Source organism: Streptomyces sp. NPDC001410 (assembly GCF_042895235.1).
GTDB lineage: Bacteria > Actinomycetota > Actinomycetes > Streptomycetales > Streptomycetaceae > Streptomyces.
Map to the genome: position 1 here is coordinate 218,380 of NZ_JBIAWE010000016.1, position 20,335 is coordinate 238,714.

The 20,335-nt window shown below is 68.6% G+C and carries 21 protein-coding genes and 2 pseudogenes; 13 read left to right on the forward strand and 10 right to left on the reverse strand.

Annotation, left to right across the window (positions count from 1 at the left end; translation table 11 throughout):
• Complete coding sequence (locus ACFY3C_RS32225; RefSeq protein ID WP_390773275.1) at nt 1–357, forward strand: DUF397 domain-containing protein; 357 nt, start codon at nt 1–3, stop codon at nt 355–357.
• 26 nt (nt 358–383) lie between these two features.
• Here the strand turns inward: ACFY3C_RS32225 and ACFY3C_RS32230 are convergent, their stop codons facing one another.
• From ACFY3C_RS32230 to ACFY3C_RS32260, 7 genes and pseudogenes are all read right to left on the reverse strand, one after another.
• Nucleotides 384–938 carry a hypothetical protein gene (locus ACFY3C_RS32230; RefSeq protein ID WP_390773276.1) on the reverse strand — a complete coding sequence of 185 codons (555 nt, stop codon included), beginning with the start codon at nt 936–938 and terminating at the stop codon, nt 384–386.
• A 57-nt stretch (nt 939–995) separates the two neighbouring features.
• On the reverse strand, nt 996–1,382 hold the full coding sequence (locus ACFY3C_RS32235; RefSeq protein WP_390773277.1) for a hypothetical protein: 387 nt from the start codon (nt 1,380–1,382) through the stop codon (nt 996–998).
• Between the two features lie 37 nt (nt 1,383–1,419).
• The gene (locus ACFY3C_RS32240) at nt 1,420–2,001 is read right to left on the reverse strand and encodes a hypothetical protein (RefSeq protein ID WP_390773278.1); all 582 of its coding nucleotides are present in this window, start codon (nt 1,999–2,001) and stop codon (nt 1,420–1,422) included.
• A gap of 106 nt (nt 2,002–2,107) precedes the next feature.
• Nucleotides 2,108–2,207: pseudogene (locus ACFY3C_RS32245) on the reverse strand.
• Nucleotides 2,208–2,317: 110 nt separating this feature from the next.
• Nucleotides 2,318–3,502, reverse strand: coding sequence for an SPFH domain-containing protein (locus tag ACFY3C_RS32250; protein WP_386573847.1), 1,185 nt, complete (start codon nt 3,500–3,502; stop codon nt 2,318–2,320).
• Nucleotides 3,503–3,512: 10 nt separating this feature from the next.
• Nucleotides 3,513–3,764: a hypothetical protein gene (locus tag ACFY3C_RS32255; RefSeq protein ID WP_094216969.1), complete on the reverse strand. Its 252-nt coding sequence runs from the start codon at nt 3,762–3,764 to the stop codon at nt 3,513–3,515.
• A gap of 194 nt (nt 3,765–3,958) precedes the next feature.
• Nucleotides 3,959–4,909, reverse strand: a complete 951-nt coding sequence (locus ACFY3C_RS32260) for an oxidoreductase (RefSeq protein WP_390773279.1) — start codon at nt 4,907–4,909, stop codon at nt 3,959–3,961.
• 98 nt (nt 4,910–5,007) lie between these two features.
• Here ACFY3C_RS32260 and ACFY3C_RS32265 point away from each other — a divergent pair, with 98 nt between their 5' ends.
• The 3 genes from ACFY3C_RS32265 (at nt 5,008) to ACFY3C_RS32275 (ending at nt 7,758) form a co-directional block, all read left to right on the forward strand.
• Nucleotides 5,008–5,631: a TetR/AcrR family transcriptional regulator gene (locus ACFY3C_RS32265; RefSeq protein WP_390773280.1), complete on the forward strand. Its 624-nt coding sequence runs from the start codon at nt 5,008–5,010 to the stop codon at nt 5,629–5,631.
• A 299-nt stretch (nt 5,632–5,930) separates the two neighbouring features.
• A complete protein-coding gene (locus ACFY3C_RS32270; RefSeq protein ID WP_390773281.1) occupies nt 5,931–7,295 on the forward strand; it encodes a peptidase S8 in 1,365 nt (454 codons plus the stop codon).
• Nucleotides 7,296–7,473: 178 nt separating this feature from the next.
• Nucleotides 7,474–7,758: a hypothetical protein gene (locus ACFY3C_RS32275; protein ID WP_386581971.1), complete on the forward strand. Its 285-nt coding sequence runs from the start codon at nt 7,474–7,476 to the stop codon at nt 7,756–7,758.
• Between the two features lie 10 nt (nt 7,759–7,768).
• On the opposite strand, the gene ACFY3C_RS32280 is transcribed toward ACFY3C_RS32275, so the two are convergent.
• Nucleotides 7,769–8,383 (reverse strand): Uma2 family endonuclease, encoded by a 615-nt coding sequence (locus tag ACFY3C_RS32280; protein WP_390773282.1) that lies wholly within the window; start codon nt 8,381–8,383, stop codon nt 7,769–7,771.
• 158 nt (nt 8,384–8,541) lie between these two features.
• Between ACFY3C_RS32280 and ACFY3C_RS32285 the strand changes: the two genes are divergently transcribed.
• A complete protein-coding gene (locus ACFY3C_RS32285) occupies nt 8,542–8,886 on the forward strand; it encodes a DUF2750 domain-containing protein (protein WP_390773283.1) in 345 nt (114 codons plus the stop codon).
• Here the strand turns inward: ACFY3C_RS32285 and ACFY3C_RS32290 are convergent.
• Nucleotides 8,883–9,728: pseudogene (locus ACFY3C_RS32290) on the reverse strand (IS5 family transposase). The gene ACFY3C_RS32285 and the pseudogene ACFY3C_RS32290 sit on opposite strands and share 4 nt — an antisense overlap.
• Before the next feature lie 266 nt (nt 9,729–9,994).
• Here ACFY3C_RS32290 and ACFY3C_RS32295 point away from each other — a divergent pair.
• The 7 genes from ACFY3C_RS32295 (at nt 9,995) to ACFY3C_RS32325 (ending at nt 19,000) form a co-directional block, all read left to right on the forward strand.
• The gene (locus tag ACFY3C_RS32295) at nt 9,995–11,416 is read left to right on the forward strand and encodes a hypothetical protein (RefSeq protein WP_390773284.1); all 1,422 of its coding nucleotides are present in this window, start codon (nt 9,995–9,997) and stop codon (nt 11,414–11,416) included.
• A gap of 399 nt (nt 11,417–11,815) precedes the next feature.
• Nucleotides 11,816–12,124 (forward strand): hypothetical protein, encoded by a 309-nt coding sequence (locus tag ACFY3C_RS32300; protein ID WP_014673544.1) that lies wholly within the window; start codon nt 11,816–11,818, stop codon nt 12,122–12,124.
• A gap of 169 nt (nt 12,125–12,293) precedes the next feature.
• Nucleotides 12,294–13,115: a hypothetical protein gene (locus tag ACFY3C_RS32305; protein ID WP_390773285.1), complete on the forward strand. Its 822-nt coding sequence runs from the start codon at nt 12,294–12,296 to the stop codon at nt 13,113–13,115.
• A complete protein-coding gene (locus ACFY3C_RS32310; RefSeq protein ID WP_390773286.1) occupies nt 13,105–14,439 on the forward strand; it encodes a hypothetical protein in 1,335 nt (444 codons plus the stop codon). The genes ACFY3C_RS32305 and ACFY3C_RS32310 overlap by 11 nt, the downstream gene beginning before the upstream one ends.
• The gene (locus ACFY3C_RS32315; RefSeq protein WP_390773287.1) at nt 14,436–15,995 is read left to right on the forward strand and encodes an SCO6880 family protein; all 1,560 of its coding nucleotides are present in this window, start codon (nt 14,436–14,438) and stop codon (nt 15,993–15,995) included. Before ACFY3C_RS32310 ends, ACFY3C_RS32315 begins: the two co-directional genes overlap by 4 nt.
• 14 nt (nt 15,996–16,009) lie before the next feature.
• Nucleotides 16,010–17,422: an ATP-binding protein gene (locus tag ACFY3C_RS32320; RefSeq protein ID WP_386581980.1), complete on the forward strand. Its 1,413-nt coding sequence runs from the start codon at nt 16,010–16,012 to the stop codon at nt 17,420–17,422.
• A gap of 9 nt (nt 17,423–17,431) precedes the next feature.
• On the forward strand, nt 17,432–19,000 hold the full coding sequence (locus ACFY3C_RS32325; RefSeq protein ID WP_390773288.1) for a TraM recognition domain-containing protein: 1,569 nt from the start codon (nt 17,432–17,434) through the stop codon (nt 18,998–19,000).
• Between the two features lie 26 nt (nt 19,001–19,026).
• Here the strand turns inward: ACFY3C_RS32325 and ACFY3C_RS32330 are convergent, their stop codons facing one another.
• Nucleotides 19,027–19,587, reverse strand: coding sequence for a GNAT family N-acetyltransferase (locus ACFY3C_RS32330; protein ID WP_386581982.1), 561 nt, complete (start codon nt 19,585–19,587; stop codon nt 19,027–19,029).
• A 93-nt stretch (nt 19,588–19,680) separates the two neighbouring features.
• Here ACFY3C_RS32330 and ACFY3C_RS32335 point away from each other — a divergent pair, with 93 nt between their 5' ends.
• Complete coding sequence (locus ACFY3C_RS32335) at nt 19,681–20,229, forward strand: cysteine hydrolase family protein (RefSeq protein WP_386581983.1); 549 nt, start codon at nt 19,681–19,683, stop codon at nt 20,227–20,229.
• Nucleotides 20,230–20,335 lie beyond the last annotated feature (106 nt).

The window sequence follows — 20,335 nt, forward strand, 5'->3', positions numbered from 1 at the left end:
GTGAAACCGCGCTGGCAGAAGTCCTCGTACTGCTCCGAGGGCGCCTCCTGCATCCACATATCCGCCACCCCCGAAGCGGTCCACATAACCGAGTCCGCCGACCCCAGCGGAGCGATACTCACCACCACCCCCGCGGACTTCGGCGCCCTCCTGGCCGTACTCAAGGGAGAACCGGGCAGAACCGCACCCATCGAAATCACCTTCGGTGCAGGCAACGGCGCAGAAACCCCCGTCCACCTCCACGAGACCAGCACCCCGAACACCGTGGTCACGACCACCCGCCACCAGTGGGACACCTTCGTTCTCGGTGCCCGGGCAGGCGAGTTCGACCATTTTCGTGGGCGCGTCGAGGAGTAACGGTCCATAAGATCCCAGGCTGGCGGTCAGCGCTCAGGCCGGTGGAAGACCGCGAGCGGGCCGTACTCTGTGGACTTCACGGCGGCGAGTTCGGGGTGGGCGGAGAGGCGGTCTCGCCGGGTCCCGACGATGTCCGGCCATGCGGCCAGCTGCTCCCCGGGACCGACCAGGATGCGGTCCCAGTCCTGCCCGCCGGATGTACCCACACGGTCGATGACGAACCCGAGGCAGTGCGCGGCATCCTGGTCGAGCGTTCGCACCAGGGCGGCAACGACTTCCTCTCGATCGGCTGCGGGGACGTCGGCGATCTGGACGGTGACCTTCTGGGTGGACGGGTCGAGGCGCCGCACGTGTGCCGTGACGGGCTGGTCGTACCCCATCCAGCACTGGAACTCGACACCCCCGTACTGACCGTCGGCCAGAGAGGCCGCCAGCACGTCAGGACCGCCCACGAGCGGCTCTCTTCTGCCGTCCGCCGTCTCGCGGGAGCCGAAGAGGGCATCCGTGAGCGGATGCGCGACCGAGAGACCCGCGGTGCCGAGCTGTTTGATCAGTGCGCGGCTCGAAACGCTCGTCAGCATCGGCAGGTACCAGACGAAGAAGGGCTTCAGAGCAGCGGGCTGCGCGTCGGCACCATCCTAGGCATCCCGGCCGAAGTGCTCGTTGAAGATTTCAAGGGCCCGCTCGTGGGAGAGGACAGGGCCGGGGCCGGCGTAGTCGTTGCCCCGGATGTGGGCGACGAACTCGGCGGGGAGAGCGATGTGATACCGACGTACGTAGTGCGCCAGCTCGACAGGCCACAGCCATGTTCCGTCGGTGACCAGGGACCCCGCGCCGGGAATCCATGCGTCACCGGTGATGACGTCCCGCTCCGCTCCCATGACGGAGTAGATCTCGCGGGACGATTCCAGGTAGGCGACGATCCGGTCCTCATCCCACTCCCCTGCAGTTCTGACCGCATCGCGAAGGGAAGGGGCGGAGACCGACGGATCGCCGTGGTCGCCGAACTCCTGGTAGAAGCCCACTCGCTCAGAGCGAGGAGAAGGAGCAGGAGGCGTCATTTCAGGGGCCGTCCGAGGCGGACGATGGTGGAGCAGTCCAGGTGTTGCTGGTACTCGGTGGAGCCTTGCCGGTACGAGTACGGCAGTCGGAGAGGTCGTCGTGTATCGGGCCGGTGACCTTGACCCGGGCCACGTAGTACACGTGGGAGCTGGTCTTTGCCTTGACGGTCACCGGGTGACCGTCATAGTTCCGCACCTTGAACAGGTCGCCCATGGTGCTGTCGCCGTCGGTACGGGCGAAGACGACGTTGCCATCGGTTTCGTCACCGTTGAAGGCCCGGTATTCGATGACCTTCAGACCCTTGGGGACATGAGTGAACTCTGCTGCGGTGAGCTGGATGTCCTGACCGGACTTGTTCCAGGGCAGCGGCAACCCGGCCCAGTACTCGTCACCGATCTGGGCATGCTCGTAGCCGACGTTCCCGGCGGACCGCATGCCTCCGTCGAGGGCATGGCCCTCACGGACGCCGCCCATGAGGGCGGCCATGCCACTTCCGTCGGCCAGCAGGTACACGGCTGCCAGGGCGAGCAGGGTCGCGGCGGTCAGAGCCGCGCCCTTCCGTCTGGTTGGAGTAGACCACATTGGTTCCCCCGATGTGCAGGCGAGCGGTGGTCGGTGCTCGCCTGCACATCGAATCACGACGGAACGCCCAGGTAATCAGCACATCCGGTCGGCTGACGATCCCTACTGGCGGAGAGGGCAGGATTCGAACCTGCGTGGGCCCCCTGAGGGGCCCGACCTTGAGGCGTGCTCGCTGGTCCCCGATCAGCCACTCCGGGCACCTCTCCCCGTGACCGGCTTCCGGTATCCCGTGCCGTTCACAAGTACAAGAGTGGCAGGAGGAACTGACAGCCCGCTGACGGAGCGCTGACCGTCAACGGGCGTCCGGGGAGGGGGACTAGTCGACGTCGACCGGACCGTCGTCCGACTTCTTCTCGTTCCTCGCGGGCAGCTGGATCAGGCCGTTGACCTTGCCCTCCTCGGGGCGGCGGCCCTCGGAGTCCGGCCCGTTCAGGTTCTGCCGGACCGAGTCGAGGATGGTCAGGCCCTGGGACACCAGGCCGGCCGCGATCTCGCCGAGGCCGTCCGCGCCGTTGAGGACGTTGACGTTGGCGCCGGCGAGGCCGCCCGCGGCCTCCTTGACGATCTGCGGGAGCTGGTCGATCAGCATGCGGTCGAGCGCGACCCGGTCGTACGAGGCCGCCGCCTCCGCCTGGATCTTCATCCGCTGTGCCTCGGCGGCGGCGAGGATCCTGACCCGCTCGGCCTCGGCCTCGGCGGGCTTCACGACCTCGGCCACCAGCTGCTGCTGGCGCAGCTTGGCCTGGCGCTGGGCCAGCTCCGTCTGGGCGGCGAGCACCTCCTGCTGGGCGTGCGCCTGCGCCAGCGGTCCGGCCTGCGCGGCCTGCGCCTGCGCACGGTCCACCTCGGCCGAGTACTCCGCCTTGACGATGGCGGTCTGCCGGGCGTACTCGGCCTGCTTGCGGGCCGCCGCCTGCTCCGCCTCGACCGAGGCCTGGGTGGCCTGCGCCTGGGCGATCTGCGCCTGCCGCTGGATCGCCGCCTTGTGCGGCGCGGACATCGCGTCGATGTAGCCGGTGTCGCCGTCGTCGATCGACTGGATCTGCAGCGAGTCCACGATCAGGCCGATCTTCGCCATCTCCGTCTTCGAGGTGTCCAGGACCTCCGCGGCGAGCTTCTGTCGCTCGGTGACGATCTCCTCGACCGTCATCGAGCCGATGATGGCCCGCAGGTGGCCGGCGAAGATCCGGCCGGTCAGCACCGACATCTGCTCCTGGTCGGAGAGGAAGCGCTGGCCCGCGTTGATGATGCTCTCGTGGTCGTTGCCGACCTTGAAGGCGATGACCGCGCGGACGTGCAGCGAGATGCCCTGCCTGGTCACACAGGTCTCGGTGACCTCGGACTCGCACATCGACAGGGTGAGGAAGCGGACCTTGCGGAAGATCGGCAGCACGAACTTGCCGTGCCCCGTCACCACTCGGAACGGCGCGCCCCCCAGTCCCCGCCGACCGCCCGAGATCAACATCGCCTCGTCGGGTGCGGGAACGCGGTATCCGAACATCCTGTACTCCTCAGCCGGCGCCGGCGGGGTCGCCGCCGAGCGCATCCAACGGATCCACCCACTCGATGACACCGACTTCGCGGCATCCACGGGATTCGATCACGAGGACCGTCGCGCCCGTCGGCAGGGGCTGCTCCGACCACGCGAGGAAGGTCTCGGAGCCTCCTCTGACCCGCACCAGGACCTCACCGGGGCCCGCGGATCCACGCGTTCCGATGAGCACTTTCCCCGTGCAGCCGATCACGGCCTCGTCCTGCGGCATCACCGGCCGTCCTCCCGTCCTGGCCCCAGATTCCGACGATAGACCCAGTCGGGGCAGGGGCCCAACGGACAGTAGGACAGTTCCGTAGTAGTACTCGGTTCCGTAGAAAGACTCGATTCCGCAGGACTCCCCAGGACTCCATAGGGCTCGGTTCCGCCGCCGGGATGGAGCGGCCATGCCGCGCCTCCTCCGCCCTAGCGCACCCCCTCCACCCCGGCCGGTCTCGCCACCGCGGCGAGCCCCCACTCGACCCCGGTCATCTCCTCCGACAGCACCCACAGCCTCCGCGCCCCCTCGGGATCGCTCGCCGCCGCGCTGCGGCCCACCAGCGTCGGCGCGCCCCGCACCTCGCCCAGCCCGTCCGGGCCGACGTACGCCGCCCCCGGCAGATCCTGGCTGGCCGCGTAGAGCGTCGGCAGGGCACCGGACTTGTCGTCCTGGGCCATGACCTTGTTGCCGACGGCCATGAACGCCCGCATGAAGGGGTTCGCCGTGTGGCTCTGCAGGTTGGTCGCCGCGTAGCCGGGGTGGGCCGCCAGGGCACGGACGGAGGAGCCCGCCCCGGTCAGGCGGCGCTGGAGTTCCAGGGTGAACAGGAGGTTGGCCAGCTTGGACTGGGCGTAGGCGCGGGTCGGGGAGTAGCGTCCCTTCAGGTTCACGTCCTCGAAGTGGATCACGCCGTCGCCCCCGCGGTGGAGGCCCGAGGACACCGTCACCACGCGGTCCGTGACGTACGGCAGCAGCAGGTTGGTGAGGGCGAAGTGGCCGAGGTGGTTCGTGCCGAACTGCATCTCGAAGCCGTCCTTGGTGCGCTGCTCCGGCAGCATCATCACGCCCGCGTTGTTGATCAGCAGGTCGATCGGCCCCTGCCATCCCGCGGCGAACTCGCGCACCGACGTCAGGTCCGCCAGGTCCAGGCGGCGCACCTCGACGCTGCCGCTCACGTTCGCCGCCGCGGCGCCGCCGCGCGCGGGGTCCCGTACGGCGAACACCACATGCGCCCCGGCCCGGGCCAGCGCCTCGGCGGTCGCGAGGCCGAGGCCACTGTTGGCGCCGGTGATCACGGCCGTACGGCCGGAGAAGTCGGGGAGGTGGGTCGCGTTCCACTTGCGCGCAGGGCGCGTCGTCTTGCTCGTATCAGCCATACCCTCAATGTAGGCATCGCCTACAATGCTGTCAATGACAACAATGATGGCAATGGCAACTATATAGACGCCGTCTACATCGGGATACGATGGTCCCCATGTCGCGCATGTCCTCGTCGTCCCCGTCATCCACGGCCCGCCCCTATCACCACGGAGATCTGCGCGCCGCCCTGCTCAAGAGCGCCGAGCGCACGCTGCGGGAGAAGGGGGTCGGCGCGCTGTCGCTGCGCGAGCTGGCCCGTGACATCGGGGTGAGCCATGCCGCCCCGGGCCGGCACTTCAAGGACAAGCAGGCCCTGCTCGACGCCCTCGCGCTGGACGGGTACGAGCGCCTCAACCAGGCCCTGCGCGCCGCCGCCGAGCAGCCCGGCCTCACCTTGGAGCAGCGGATGACGGCGCTCGCCCGGGCCTACCTCGGCTTCGCCGTCGAGAACCCGGAACTCCTGGAGCTGATGTTCGCGCGCAAGCACGACCCCGACAGCTCCGCGCAGCTCGCGGCGGCCGTCGACGAGTCCCTCGGCTCCTTCGCCCGAATGATGGCGGACGCCCAGGAGCGGGGCGAGATCATCCAGGGCGATCCCGAGCGCCTCACGATGGTCGCCGCCGCGAGCCTGCACGGACTCGCAGCCCTCATCGCCAGCTGCGCCCTGGAGGCCGAGGAGGCCCTGGCCGGCCTGGACGAACACGTCCATCTGCTGCTGCACGGCCTCAAGCCCAGGTGACCAACTGACCAACTGACCATCTGCTGCTGCACGGTCTCAGGCCAAGGTGACCAACTGACTATCTGTGCGCTCCCTGTGCGCCCGGTCAAGCACAGGCCAGCACAGAGCCAGCACAGAGCCATTGATCAGTAAGTCCCCAACCCCCTTCGGTATGGCGGAAGTCAGGATTCCGAAACCTGTCTTGTTTGTCGCGTACTCAACAAGCGATCGTCGTCGCGGGCCGCCGCCCCCACCGGCAACCACCCCGGTGTTCCCCCCACCCGCAGGCCTCTGTCACCCCACTCACAGGAGGCTGTACGTTGCGTACGCCCACCCCCACCACCCCCCACATACACGGCAGATGGCGCCGCATCGGCTCCGCCACCGCGGCCACCGCGGCGCTGCTCCTCGCCGGACTCGGCACCGCCGCCCACGCGGACGCGGCCACCCCCACGGCCACGAAGTCCGTCAGCGCCAAGGCCATCGCCGCGCAGGTCGCCAAGGCCCACGTGCACTACACCAACGCGTGTGACGCGACCCCGAAGAAGGGCTACGCGTCCTGCCACGCGCTGCGCGTCACCAGCGGCACCACCGCCTTCCAGGAGGAGCAGGCCGCCAAGAAGGGCGTCGCGCCCAGGACCGTCTCGCCGGAGGCCTCGTCCGACTCCCCGACGGGGTACGGCCCGAGCGACCTCCAGGACGCCTACGGCCTGACGTCCGCAGCCTCTTCCAACGGCTCAGGCGAGACCATCGCGATCGTCGACGCGTACGACGACCCGAACGCCGAGGCGGACCTGGCCACCTACCGCGACCACTACGGCCTCCCGGACTGCACGACCTCCAACGGCTGCTTCAAGAAGGTCGGCCAGACCGGTTCGACGACCTCCCTGCCCAGCGCCGACAGCGGCTGGGCCGGCGAGATCTCGCTCGACCTCGACATGGCCTCCGCCGTCTGCCCGAACTGCAACATCCTGCTGGTCGAGGCGAAGTCGTCGAGCATGGCCAACCTGGGCACGGCCGTGAACGAGGCCGTCAAGCTGGGAGCCAAGTTCGTCTCCAACAGCTACGGCGGCTCCGAGTCGTCCAGCGACACCTCGTACGACTCCTCGTACTTCAAGCACCCGGGCGTCGCCATCACCGTCAGCGCGGGCGACGAGGCCTACGGCGCCGAGTACCCGGCCGGCTCGAAGTACGTCACCGCCGTCGGCGGCACCGCCCTGAAGACCTCCTCCAACAGCCGCGGTTGGACCGAGAGCGTCTGGAAGACCTCCAGCACCGAGGGCACCGGCTCCGGCTGCTCCGCGTACGACGCCAAGCCCACCTGGCAGACCGACACCGGCTGCACCAAGCGCGTGATCGCCGACGTCTCGGCCGTCGCCGACCCGGCCACCGGTGTCTCCGTCTACGACACCTACGGCTCCGACGGCACCGGCTGGAACACCTACGGCGGCACCAGCGCCTCGGCCCCGATCATCGCGGGCGTCTACGCCCTGGCCGGCACCCCGGGCTCCAGCGACTACCCCGCCTCCTACCCGTACGCCGCGGCCGGCACGTCCGCCCTCAACGACGTCACCAGCGGCAACAACGGTACCTGCGCCACCAGTTACTTCTGCACCGCGAAGTCGGGCTACGACGGCCCGACCGGCTGGGGCACCCCTCAGGGCACGGACGCCTTCACCGGCTGACGGGCATGTGAACCACCCCGTCGGGTCACGGGGAGGCGCCAACTGAGGGGGACGTGGGGTCCCTTCGGCGGCAAGGAAAAGGAAGACGGGTCACGGCATCCGGCCGCGGCCCGTTTTCCCGTCCTCACTACCATGCCCCGCAGCACACTTGGTCCATGACACCCACGGGGGAAACCACATGAAGCGCACGCTCGCAGTCCTGCTCACCGTCGCCGCGCTCACCGCGCCGCTGGCCGGTTGCAGCAACACATCGAAGAACGTCACCGGCACCGTCGTCAGCAAGGACACGGACTACGAGTGCAAGACGAAGAAGAAGGGCACGAAGAAGACCCGCAGCTGCCACACCGAGTACGAGCTGACGGTCCGCACGAAGGGCGGCGACGAGGAAGAGGTCGACGTCAGCAGCAGCGCCTACGACAACTGCGTCGAGGGTTCGAACTACCCCAAGTGCACCACGCGCTAGCGGTTCAGCATCAGGCCCGCTTCGGTCCCGTGATGCTCTCCTCGATCACGAAGCCCTTGGCGGGGCCTTCGGGAATGATGGCATCGGTTCCGTACGGAACCCGGTGCTCATCCTCGTAGCGAGCGTGCTCGGGCACTGGTGCGGTCAGGATGCTCACCGTGCCACGGTTGTCGTAGTCGTCGATGATCACGTATACGGGGATTCCGGCTCGGGCGTACTCGCGGCGCTTGCGAACACGGTCACGGTCCTGGTTGCGCTTGCCAGGAGAGACAACCTCGACGATCAGCTGCACGGAGTCGGCCCTGACCCCCATGTCGTCCTCGTCGCTGCAGGACTCCGTGTCCTCCGGGGCGACGAAGACGTCCGGGATCCACGCCTTGAGGTTGTGAATCACGTTCCCATCCTGGTAGCAGGCGTACTCACCTCCGTCCAGGAACTTGTCCAGGGCCTTTCGCACTCGATTGGCGATCTGCATGTGCGAGCGGCGAGCGGTGGGCGACACCTCGATGGCTCCCTCGATGATCTCAGCGCGGTAGCCCTCGGGGAGTTCCATGGCCTTCCATGCCTGCCACAGGACCTCGTCCAGGTCGGGTTCGTTTACGAATTCGGTCTGAGCCTCGGACATGGCCTGGGGCCTCTCATGTGCGAGAGCGGTCAAGGTGGCACCTCCTCCTCAAGTGTGGGCTGGGCGTGCACGAGGCACAAGCAACGCGATCACGGTACGTACAGCGTCTTAGAACCCCTAACGAAATGAGCGACGGGGGGGCACTAGGCTCACTCGGCATGAGTCAGAGTGGTTCGCAAACGGCAGCATTCTTCCGAGAGGCCCGCCAGAGCGGAGTGGTCTGGTTTGTTCGGGATGACGAGGGAAGTCCGGCTCCCCTATCCGCGGACGGCACGCGGAGTCTTCCCTACTGGTCGACCGCGGCCCGTGCTCAGAGGGCGGCGAAGATCTGGGGGCATGGCCTACGTGTTGAATCCATGTCCCTGGATGCCTGGCGCGATCGTGATCTGCCTGATGCCGGTCGAGGGGGATACATGATCGGCATCAACTGGAGCGGACCGCGCCTCGTCGGCTGGAGCTTCACCCCAGGGGAAGTTCTCAACCGACTCGCAGCGGTTGATTAACCCACAGCGCCGCACAACACAGAGCGCAGTCGCCGCCAACAGATCAGCGCGCATCCGAGGGTGAGGAACGCTTCGTGGATGTCGTCGCGGATCTCCCAGCGGATCCGCAGGCGACGGAACCAGTGCAGGTGGGCGAACGCGCTCCACGACCCAGCGTTGAGCGCCGAGCCCGGATCCGTGCTCGGTTCCCCGGCGGGCGATCAGCGGCTTCACGCCGAGATCCCAGACCAGACGGCGGTACTTGTCGTGGTCGTAACCGCGGTCGCCCAGCACCACGTCCGGACGGCGCCGAGGCCGGCCGCGCTTGCCCCGCACCGGCGGCACGGCCTGCAGCAGCGGGATGAGCTGGGTGACGTCGTTGCGGTTGCCACCGGTGAGGGTGGCCGCGAGCGGGATGCCGGTGGCGTCGGTGATCAGGTGGTGTTTGCTGCCCGTCCTGCCCCGGTCAACGGGGCTTCGTCCAGTCTTGGCTCCCCCTTTAACGCCCGGATGTGGGAGCCGTCGACCGCCGCCCGGGAGAAGTCCAGGGCGTTCGCACTGCGGAGTTCGGCGAGGAGAACCTCGTGCAGCCGGGACCACACGCCGGCCTCGGTCCACTCGGCCAGGCGGCGCCAGCAGGTCATCCCGGAGCCGAAGCCGAGTTCCTGCGGCAGGTGTTCCCAGGAGATCCCGGTATGCAGCACGAACAGGATGCCCTGGAACACCAGCCGGTCCGGATGCCGCTTGCGTCCCGGATGCCGGGCTCGACGCTCAACCCTGGGCAACAGCGGCTCGATTACAGCCCACAGCTCGTCGTCGACTTCCCACGGCTTCGACCGCGCCACTGCCCACCCCCGGATCATCGCTCCGGGAGGCATCCAACCACCTCAAAGATCATTTCGTTAGGAGTTCTTAGCTGACCAGGGGCAATACCTACGACTCACCCGCTCGGGCGAGAGCGACACGTCACCGACACTCGGCACTCGGCACTCGGCACTCGGCACTCGGCACTTCACTGAATCGGCGTGTGTCGAGCCCGTGCAGATCGCCGGAGCCTGCTTGCCGGGCTCGGCCGGGCACCTATGCTGCACTGAACATCTCAAGATCATCTGAAAAAACTCACGGGGACATGAACAAGTACACAGTGACGGCCGTCGGCCTCGTCCTTACGCTCGGACTGGTCGCAGGCTGCGGTTCCTCCGACGGCGACGACTCCACCGCCGGGCCGAAGGGCGGCAGCTCGGCCGACCCGACCGCCGCGAAGCCCACAGGACCCGCGTACAGCGGCCCCGCGATACCCGGCCTTGCCGCCCGGCCCGCATGGAGCCTGCCGCCCGCCCACGCCATCGACCTCGGTGACACCCTCCTGTTCGTCAAGGACGCCCAGGGCAAGTACGCCATCGGTCACGGATACGCGTGGGAGCCGGCCGACGGCTCGGTCGGCACCCTCCACTTCACCAACGACCCGGAACCGGCCACCTTGGAGTTCCGGGATGTGAAGACCGGCCGGGTGCGCAAGACCCTCAGGGTGAAGACCGATCGCGTGGCCGCCACGACCTGGCACAACGGCGTCCCGGCGGTCGCGGTGTTCGCCGGTGCCACCACGGAGTCCGACGGTCTGAGCGAGGCGAAGACCACCACCAAGGTCACCGTCTACGGCAGTGACGGCACCGAACTGGGCAAGGCCACGGCCGAGGGCGACAAGTTCGACGTCCACGAGGGCTACATCGTCGAGCAGGACGGTGACGCGAGCCTGAAGCTCACGCCCATCGACGGCGGCGCCGCCCGCAAGGTCACCTGCACCGGACAGCTGGCGCAGTGCTCCTTCGACTCGCGCACCAACGAGATCGACGGTGGTCAGGCCCACGCGCCCTTGATCACCGGCAAGTACGCCTTTTACGTGGAGAACGCGTCCACCTACGAGGACGATCCCGAACAGCTCGTCATGACGGACCTCGCCACCGGAAAGAAGGCCTGGAGCACCGCGGACGTCACCCCGCCGGCGGGCGTGGAGCTGGACGAGGACGGGAAGCGCACCAGCGGCGCCCTCCGGGTCCTCGACGTGCGCGACGGCCGTGTCCTCACCGCCTGGGGTGCGGGCGCCTTCTCGCCCGACACCTGGGTGACGGCGACGTACGACATCGCGAGCGGCAAACAGGTCGGCGGCTCCTCGAAGTACTCGTACGAGGACAGCCCTGCCGACACCATCGACACCGAGGGCTCTTCCGTCTTCACGCCCGACCACACCCTGGCCGCCGCTCACACGGAGCAGGGCACCGCCGTGTGGCAGCCCGCCGACGGCAAGGAGGTCTGGGCACAGAAGGAGGGCGAGAAGGCGATGCAGCCGCTGCGCTTCTCCCCGAACGGCATCCTCTACGGCACCACGAAGGACGACTTCAGCCCGAGCGTGTTCCTGGCAGTCGACGGCCGTACCAAGAAGGTGCTCGCCAAGAGCCTGCCCGAGGAGAACATCCCGCTCTTCTCGCAGCCGTCGGGGTACGGCTACATCAGCACACAGAAGGGCTTCTTCGTGTTCCCGGCCCAGGGCTGAAACGTGTGCCCCGGTAACGGCCAGGGGGGGCCGCGCGACCGCACGCCGTGAGCGGTACCTTCGTAGCGCTTGCGATAAGCGCGGCCAGGCCCCATTCACTCGTACGAGGGGGATGACGGCCGACCGCGCCCAACCGTTGCCTGCCCGACCGGCCGTCAGAAACCCTGCCGGGCCGTAAAGGGGGTCAACGACCGAACCGCACGACAGGTTCCGCTCAGGCCTCGTTGCCCGGCGTGACCTGCCGTGATACACAGAGTGACCGTACGAGGTATTCGTACGAAACCCGCCAGTCAATGACGTCAAGTCGACATACGACGGCGACGTTGTCAGCGACAATGATGCGTGACCTCTGCACACCGCAGGGTCCAGCGGAACTACCCACCAGGGGCGGTGACTTACATGCTCTTTGCGGCCGACAAGGGAGACATCAACACCATCATCGGCGGGATCGCTCCGGACTGGGGCCCCTTCGGCAGCCTGGGCAACGAGGCCAAGGTGATGATCGAGGTGGTGATGGCCGTGGCCATCCTGCTCTGCCTCGGCATCGCGGTCTGGGGTGCGGCCAAACAGCGGATCGGCGCGACGGCGCTGCGCGACACCTTCAGCGCGGAGCAGGGCAAGGGCCTGATCATCGCCGGCCTCACCGGAGTCTTCATCATCGGCTCCCTCGGCACACTGTTCACCATCGTGTACGGCATGGCGGTCTGACGCCCCTTCTGCTCCCGGGCGCGCCCGGTCGTCCCCCTCCACCCCACCCACCCGTCGTGCCCACCGGCAGAGGTTGCGTTTCCCTGATGTCGAGTCACCACACCGCGCCCGCGCGGGAACCAGCACGGCTACCGTCGTATGTCTACAAGGTGGAGGGGGCGTACGCGGCATGAGTCCCACAGACGAGCAGGATTACACCGAAACCGGCCAGACCCGAACCCGCCTGCCCGGCGGCGACCCCTACGGCGGCGCACCCCGCAGAACCGGCCGCTCCTCGTCCCGGAGCCTGGTCACGGTGGTCGGCGTGGTCGTCCTCCTCATCGCAGCGATCGCCTTCGCGAACCGCGGTGACGGCTCGTCCACCGACAACTCCTCCGGCAAGAGCGACCAGCCCCGAACCTCCTCCACGGCAGCCAGCGGCACGAAGCCGGTGGAGACGAAGAACGGCGGTATTCCGTCCGGGTTCGCGCACAGCGGGCAGGGGGCGGAGAGTGCGGCGGCGAACTATGCGGTGGCCTTGGGGTCGGCCGAGATGTTCAACACCGCCTGGCGGCACCGGATCGTCGACTCGGTCTACGCCCGGGATGCCGCCGCCGCCAAGCAGTCGGCCATGGACAGCGCGTACTCCAACGAGAAGTTCCTCTCCAACATCGGCCTGGCCAAGGACGGCACCGCGCCGAAGGGCCAGACGTTCGTCTCCCGGGTCGTCCCCGTGGGCACCAAGGTCACCTCATCGGGAACGGACGCCACCACGGTCGAGGTCTGGTACACCTCGCTGTTCGGCCTCTCCGGTGACGGCTCGAAGAACCCGGTGACCGAGAGCTGGTACACGACGACGTACGAGCTGAAGTGGGTCGACAACGACTGGAAGATCACCGACTTCCAGCAGAAGGACGGGCCCGTCCCCGTGGGCCGTGACCAGACGGCCTCCACCGCCGACGACATGACGAAGGCCGTCGAGGAGTACGGAGGGTTCACGTATGCGCGCTAACCACCGCATCCTCAAGATCACGGCGGTCCTCGGAGCCGTGCAGACGACGACACTGCTGCTGGCCGCCCACGCCGTAGCCGCGCCCAGTCCCACGCCGTCCGCTACGAAGAGCAACGACCCCTGCGACCTGATCCGGGGCGCCGCCAAACAGTTCTGCGAGAAAGACAACTCCGGCGGAGGAGGCTCCAGCGGCGTCACCCCCAACAGTCCCCTCGGCGACACCCTCGACCCCCTCGCCTCCCTAGCCAAGGGCTGTGCCGACGCTGCCTCCTGGACCATCGGGAAGCTCAGTGGTGCCGTGAAGGAGACGGCGAACGTCGACTTCACGAACACGAAGTTCCTGCAGCAGTACGCGGTGGTGTTCGCGGCGTCCACGATCCTGACCCTGCTGCTGTGGCTGCTGGCCGTGGCCAAGAGGGCCGTGCGAGGGGTGCCCCTGACCACCGCGATCGGCGAAGCCGTCGGCTTCCTGTGGCTGACGGTGCTCGCCTCCGCGTTCACCCCGCTGATCCTCTACACGGTCGTGTCGGCGACGGACGGCGTCACGGACGTACTCGCGAAGGCCACCGGCGACCAGACCGACACCTTCTTCGGCACCTTCTCCGGCGCCCTCAGCAAGGGCAACGACATCGGCGGCGGCCCGATCATGCTGATCGTCGTCTCCCTGGTCAGCATCCTCGCCGCCGGCGTCCTCTGGCTGGAGCTGGTCATCCGCGCCGCCCTGCTCTACGTCGGCGCCCTCCTCGGCACCGTCGTCTACGCGGGCCTGGTCGACAAGAACCTGTGGGGGCACGTCAGGCGCTGGGCCGGGATCATGATCGCCGTCATCCTGGTCAAACCGGTGATCGTCATCGTGCTCGGCCTCGCCGGCGCCCTCTCCGGCGACAGCGGCCCCGACGCCTTCTCCGCCGTCGTCTCCGGCCTCGCCATCATCCTGCTCGCCATCTTCGCCAGCGCGATGATCTACCGCTTCGTCCCCGGCTTCGGCGACGAGATCGCGAGCGGCCGCAACAACCGCATCATGCAGGGCGCCGAGGGCAAGGCCGCCGCCGTCATCAGCTCGCCCGCCACCCTCGTCGCCCAGGGCATCAAGACCCACAGCACCCGCGCCGACAACAACGGAGGAGGCGGAGGCGGCTCCAGCAGCGCCCGCCCCGCCAACCCCGCCTCCGGCGGTGTCGCCGCCCACAGCAGCCGTACCCCCCAGGGCGGCGGCGGAGCAGTCCCCTCCGCCGCGCCCGCGCCGCGCGCACCCAGCCCGGCCAACACCCCGCACGCCAGCAACACCCGCAACAGCAACCGCTCGGGAGGTGAAGGGCGTTGACGACCGAGTCCCACCTGTCCCATCCGGTCACGCCCCGCCGTACGTATCTCATCGGCCGCGCCCGGCCGAACGCGATCGTCGGCCGGAACCGCGAGTCCGGCGAGATCGCGCTGATCATCGCCGGCGCGTTCCTCGGCATGATGTGCGGCCTCCTCGTCCCGGTCCTGTCCCTGCGGATCGTGCTCCTGACGGGCTTCCCGCTGCTCGCGCTCGCCGCGGTCTACGTGCCGTACAAGCGCCGCACGTTCTACAAGTGGTTCGAGGTCAACCGCTCGTACAAGCGGACCGTCAAGCGCGGCGCCATGTACCGCTCCGGTGCCGTCGAGGCCGGTACCGGGCTCGACGGGCGCGAGGTCGAGATCGGGCCGCCGCCGGGAATCGGGCGGATCAACTGGCTCGCCGCCCCCTTCGGACCCGACGAGATCGCCGTACTCCTGCACGCCGACCGCAGAACCGTCACGGCCGCCATCGAGATCGAGGGCCCCGGCGTCGGCCTGCGCGACTCCGAGGACCAGGAGGCCCTCGTCGACCGCTTCGGCACACTGCTCAAGCACGTGGCCAACGGCGACGGGTTCGTCACCCGCCTGCAGATGCTCGCCCGCACCCTCCCCGCCGACCCCGACGCCCACGCCAAGGACGTCACGCTGCGCGGCGACGAGAAGGCACCCGACTGGCTGTCACGGTCCTACGACCAGCTCCAGTCCATGGTGTCCACCAGCAGCGAGCAGCACCGCGCCTACCTCGTCGCCTGCATGCACTACACCCGCGAACTGGCCGCCGAGGCCCAGGCCATGGCACGGGCCGCACGGCCCCAGGCCGGCCGCAAGCTGGACCGCGACGCGGGCCTGGCCGTCGTCATGGCCCGTGAGCTGACCGACATCTGCTCGCGCCTCCAGGAGGCCGACATCCGCGTCCGCCAGCCCCTCGGGCAGGGCAGGCTCGCCTCCCTCATCCACTCCATGTACGACCCGGACCACCCCATCGACCACATCCAGGCGATGACCCGGCGCAACGCCTGGCCGGCCGAGCTGGACGCCATGGAGCCCACCTACCTCCAGGCCAAGACCCGCGAGTCCGCCACCCGCGCCCCCTGGTGCCACGCCACCGCCTGGGTGAAGGAGTGGCCGATGACCCCGGTCGGCGTCAACTTCCTCGCGCCCCTGCTCGTCCACACCCCGGACGTCATCCGCACGGTCGCCGTGACGATGGACCTCGAACCCACCGAGGTCGCCATCGAACGCATGCTGACCGAGAAGACCAACGACGAGGCCGAGGCGTCCCGCGCCGCCAAGATGAACCGCACCGTCGACCCGCGCGACATCGCCGCCCACAACCGCCTCGACCAGCGCGGCGAGGACCTGGCGAGCGGCGCGGCGGGGGTGAACCTCGTCGGCTACATCACCGTGTCCTCCCGCTCCCCGGAGGCCCTCAACCGCGACAAGCGGACCATAAGAGCCTCCGCCGGAAAGTCGTACCTGAAGCTGGAGTGGTGCGACCGCGAGCACCACCGGGCCTTCGTGAACACACTTCCCTTCGCCACCGGCATTCGAAGGTAGGGGCTGATGCGCTGATGCGGGACCCGCTGTCCGTCCTCACCGACGCCTTCACGTCCTTCCTCTTCGGCAAGGTCGAGACGACCCGCCTGCCGGTCCGCACCTCCACGGGCCAGGCCCAGGCGGTCTACCTGCCGACCGCCGCACCCGGCCTCGGCGACTCCGGCGTCATCATCGGCCGCGAGGTGTACTCCGGGAAGGGCTACATCTACGACCCCTTCCAGCTGTACGGCCAGCAGCTGCCGGCGCCGCACTGGCTGGTCCTCGGCGAGTCCGGCAACGGCAAGTCGGCCCTGGAGAAGACGTACGTCCTACGGCAGCTGCGCTTCCGCGACCGCCAGGTCGTCGTTCTCGACGCCCAGGGCGAGGACGGGGTCGGCGAATGGAACCTCATCGCCGAGGAGCTGGGGATAACTCCCATCCGCCTGGACCCGACGGCGGCCCTGAACCACGGCATCCGTCTGAACCCGCTGGACCCCTCGATCACGACGACGGGCCAGCTGGCGCTGCTGCGCACCATCATCGAGGTCGCCATGGGCCACGGCCTGGACGAGCGCTCCGGCTTCGCCCTCAAGGTCGCCCACTCCTACGTCAACGAGTCGATCCTCGACCGCCAGCCGGTCCTCACCGACATCGTGGAGCAACTGCGGCACCCCGAGCCGGAGTCGGCGGAGGCGATGAACGTCGCCATAGACGACGTACGGGCGTGGGGCCTGGACGTGGCCCTGGTCCTGGACCGTCTGGTCGACGGTGACCTGCGCGGCATGTTCGACGGCCCGACGACCGTCGGCATCGACCTGGACGCCCCGCTGATCGTCTTCGACCTGTCCCACATCGACCGCAACTCCATCGCCATGCCGATCCTGATGGCGATCGTCGGTGTGTGGCTGGAGCACACCTGGATCCGCCCCGACCGCAAGAAGCGCATCTTCCTGGTCGAAGAGGCCTGGCACATCATCAACAGCCCCTTCGTGGCACAGCTGTTCCAGCGCCTGCTGAAATTCGGCCGACGGCTGGGCCTGTCCTTCGTGGCGGTCGTCCACCACCTGTCCGACGTGGTGGACGGCGCGGCGGCGAAGGAGGCCGCGGCGATCCTGAAGATGGCCTCGACCAGGACCATCTACGCCCAGAAGGCGGACGAGGCGAGGGCCACGGGCCGGGTTCTGGGCCTCCCCCGCTGGGCCGTGGAGATCATCCCCACCCTCACCCCCGGCATCGCCGTCTGGGACGTCAACGGCAACGTCCAGGTGGTCAAACACCTGGTCACGGAGACGGAACGGCCACTGGTCTTCACCGACCGCGCCATGACCGAGTCCTCCAGCGAACTGTCGGCCGACGACGCCCTGCGCGCGGCCGAGCTGGAGGCCGAGCAGCGGGCGGCGGCCTTCGTGGAGCAGCACCTGGGCGACTCCGAATCGACGGTGGCGTAGGGGGAGAACGTGAGACCGGACGACCGCGACCGTCGCGACAGCCGTGACAGACGTGACAGCCGTGACAGCCGTCGGGAAGGCCAGGGAGGCATCCCCGACGGCCTGCTGATCGGCATACTCGGCTTCCTTCTCAGCATGACCATGCTGGTGTGGACGGCAACGGGTCTGGCGGGCCTCTTCGCCAAAGGCGCCTGGCCCAAGGGCGTCACCTTCACCCGCACCCCCCTGGCCATGCGCCATCTCATCGGCCGGCCCCACGACATCACCGGTGCCTGGCCGGACACCCCCGCAGGGCAGCTCTCCGGCTGGGGCCTCTTCTGGGGCCTGTTCATCGGCCAGTTGATGGTCCTCTTCGTCCTGGCCCTGTTCGTGATGGGAACGGTGGCGAGGTGGCGGGCGGGGAAGGTACGGCGGGCGTTCGAGCGGGGGGCGGCGAAGGGGCGGGCCCAGGCGACGGCACCCGTTTCCGCTCCAGCACCGGAACAGCGTTCCGAGGTCCCGGTGCCGCGCGAAGAGCCGGAGCCGACCGAGGTGCCGCGACCGGCGCAGCCGACCGAGGCGCTGCGAGCGGCGCAGCCGACGGAGCCCCTCCAGGCGGCGGCTGCGCCGGACCCCTTGGGCACCTTCTCAGCCAACGGTGAACGGGTGGGTCGGTGGGAAAAAATCCTCATCGCACCCAGGGGAAGCCGCCACGCAACCGCAACCCAGGCCATCCAGGACGCGCCAGGCCCCACCCTTGTAGTCACGTCAAACCCCGCCCTCTGGCAGGACACAAAGGACGCCAGAGCCAAACTCGGCCCCACCCTCCTCTACGACCCCACCCACCTCTGCGACACCCCGGCCCGCCTCCACTGGTCCCCCACCATCGGCTGCGAGGACAAACAGACAGCGCTGAGCCGAGCGGCAGCGCTCCTCAGCCCCGTCCAGCCCACAGCCAAGATCGACCAAGCGGTCGCCGACACGGCCATAACGCTCCTCCGGAGCTACCTGCACGCCGCCGCCCTGGAATCCCGCACCATCCGCCACGTCCACCGCTGGTCCCAGGGCACCCAGATCCAGGACGCCGTACGAACCCTCCGTACCCACCCCAAGGCCGCCCCCGGCGCCGCGGGCGAACTCGAGGCCGCCCTCACCGCGCACCCGGAACGCCGTGACATGGCCCAGGAGTTGACCAGCCGGGCCCTCGCCGCCCTCTTCACGGTCAACATCCGCGAGGCCTGCACCCCGAACCGAGCTGATGCGCTCGCCTTGGATTCCTTCGTGGACGAAGGGGGCACGCTTTATCTGGTAGGTGAATCCATCGAGGACCCCAGGACCAACCCTGGTGCGATGCCCCTCCTGACGGCCCTCGTCTCCAGCGTGGTCGAGCGCGGCCGGCGCATGGCCGAACGGTCATCCTCCGGTCGGCTCGACCCACCACTCACCCTGGTCCTGGACGACGTCGCGGCCGTGGCGCCGCTCCCCCAGCTGCCGGACCTGCTCGCCACCGGAGCCGACCGGGGCATGCCGACCCTGGCCCTGCTCCGCTCCCGCGAACAGGCCAGATCCCGCTGGCCCCACCAGGAACTGCCGGCCTGACCCGCACCGGAACCACGGCTCCGGACCTACCGCTCCAGAACGAACTCCAGCTCGTTCGCGGCCTCGTCCTTCTCGAACGACACGACCAGCCCGCTCGGCGCGAATCCCACCTTGCGGTACGCCCCCTGCGCCCGCGCGTTGTCCGCGTGGACGAACAGCCGTACTTGCTCGGCACCCCGCTCCCACGCCCAGGACACACCGGTGTCGAACAGGGCCTTGATCAGCCCGTTCCCGCGGTGCTCCGGCCGTACGAACACACCGACCACATGTCCCTGCCGGCGCTCGACCGGATACCCTGCCCAGTCCTTCGTCCCGGCCTCCTCCAGGAGCACCGTGACGGTGCCGGCCCAGCTCCCGTCCGGCGCCTCGGCGATGAACTGCCGTGCGGAGACGCTCCCCTCGCCGGAATTGACGGCCCGTTCCTGGTAGAAGGAGTCCGGCCTTTCCTGGGCGTCCTCGTAGGTCTCCAGGAAGGCGATGGGCGCGACCGGATCCCGCAGCGCGTCGAGACGCAACTGCTTCACGGCGGCCCACTCGTCGGGTCGTATCGCTCGGACGACGTAGTCATCGCTGGTCGGGCTACTCATGGAGCCACGGTAGCCCGCACCCCTCACACGCCTCACCCGATATTCGGCCCGACTGTCAGTCCGACTGTCAGTGGCCGGTCCTACTGTGGCCCCATGACCACGCTTCCCGATCGACCCAACACCGCAGTACTCGTCATCGACGTCCAGAACGGCGTGGTGGCGAACTCCCACGACCGCGACGGCGTCATCGCGAACATCAACACCCTGATCGACAAGGCCCGCGCGGCGGACGTGCCGGTCATCTGGGTGCAGCACTCCGACGAGGAGCTGGCGTACGGCAGCGAGACCTGGCAGTACGTGCCGGAGCTGACCCGCCGGGACGCCGAGCCCCTGGTCCACAAGAAGTACCCGGACTCCTTCGAGGACACCGACCTGGAGACCGTGCTGGCCGACCGGAAGGTGGGCCGGCTCCTCGTCACGGGCGCGCAGACGGACGTGTGCATCCGCTCGACCCTGCACGGCGCGATCGTCCGCGGGTACGACGCGACGCTGGTCGCCGACGCCCACACCACCGAGGACCTGTCCAAGTACGGCGCTCCCGCCCCGGAGCAGGTGATCGCCCACACCAATCTCTACTGGAGATGGCACAGCGCACCCGGCCGCGAGGGCGGGACGGTGGAGGCGGCTGAGGTGGCCTTCTAGCCACCTGTCCCGAAGGACCCTGAACGCAGAAAACCCCCGCATCCGGAGATGCGGGGGTTTTCCCAAAATTTGTTCGGCGGCGTCCTACTCTCCCACAGGGTCCCCC

Coding starts and splice junctions, on each gene's coding strand:
- ACFY3C_RS32255 (WP_094216969.1), bottom strand. CDS start 3,764: ATGCCGCAGGACGAGGCCGTGATCGGCTGCACGGGGAAAGTGCTCATC.
- ACFY3C_RS32305 (WP_390773285.1), top strand. CDS start 12,294: ATGAGTCCCACAGACGAGCAGGATTACACCGAAACCGGCCAGACCCGA.
- ACFY3C_RS32310 (WP_390773286.1), top strand. CDS start 13,105: ATGCGCGCTAACCACCGCATCCTCAAGATCACGGCGGTCCTCGGAGCC.
- ACFY3C_RS32250 (WP_386573847.1), bottom strand. CDS start 3,502: ATGTTCGGATACCGCGTTCCCGCACCCGACGAGGCGATGTTGATCTCG.
- ACFY3C_RS32300 (WP_014673544.1), top strand. CDS start 11,816: ATGCTCTTTGCGGCCGACAAGGGAGACATCAACACCATCATCGGCGGG.
- ACFY3C_RS32260 (WP_390773279.1), bottom strand. CDS start 4,909: ATGGCTGATACGAGCAAGACGACGCGCCCTGCGCGCAAGTGGAACGCG.
- ACFY3C_RS32240 (WP_390773278.1), bottom strand. CDS start 2,001: ATGTGGTCTACTCCAACCAGACGGAAGGGCGCGGCTCTGACCGCCGCG.
- ACFY3C_RS32320 (WP_386581980.1), top strand. CDS start 16,010: ATGCGGGACCCGCTGTCCGTCCTCACCGACGCCTTCACGTCCTTCCTC.
- ACFY3C_RS32285 (WP_390773283.1), top strand. CDS start 8,542: ATGAGTCAGAGTGGTTCGCAAACGGCAGCATTCTTCCGAGAGGCCCGC.
- ACFY3C_RS32295 (WP_390773284.1), top strand. CDS start 9,995: ATGAACAAGTACACAGTGACGGCCGTCGGCCTCGTCCTTACGCTCGGA.
- ACFY3C_RS32275 (WP_386581971.1), top strand. CDS start 7,474: ATGAAGCGCACGCTCGCAGTCCTGCTCACCGTCGCCGCGCTCACCGCG.
- ACFY3C_RS32330 (WP_386581982.1), bottom strand. CDS start 19,587: ATGAGTAGCCCGACCAGCGATGACTACGTCGTCCGAGCGATACGACCC.
- ACFY3C_RS32265 (WP_390773280.1), top strand. CDS start 5,008: ATGTCGCGCATGTCCTCGTCGTCCCCGTCATCCACGGCCCGCCCCTAT.
- ACFY3C_RS32280 (WP_390773282.1), bottom strand. CDS start 8,383: ATGTCCGAGGCTCAGACCGAATTCGTAAACGAACCCGACCTGGACGAG.
- ACFY3C_RS32335 (WP_386581983.1), top strand. CDS start 19,681: ATGACCACGCTTCCCGATCGACCCAACACCGCAGTACTCGTCATCGAC.
- ACFY3C_RS32230 (WP_390773276.1), bottom strand. CDS start 938: ATGCTGACGAGCGTTTCGAGCCGCGCACTGATCAAACAGCTCGGCACC.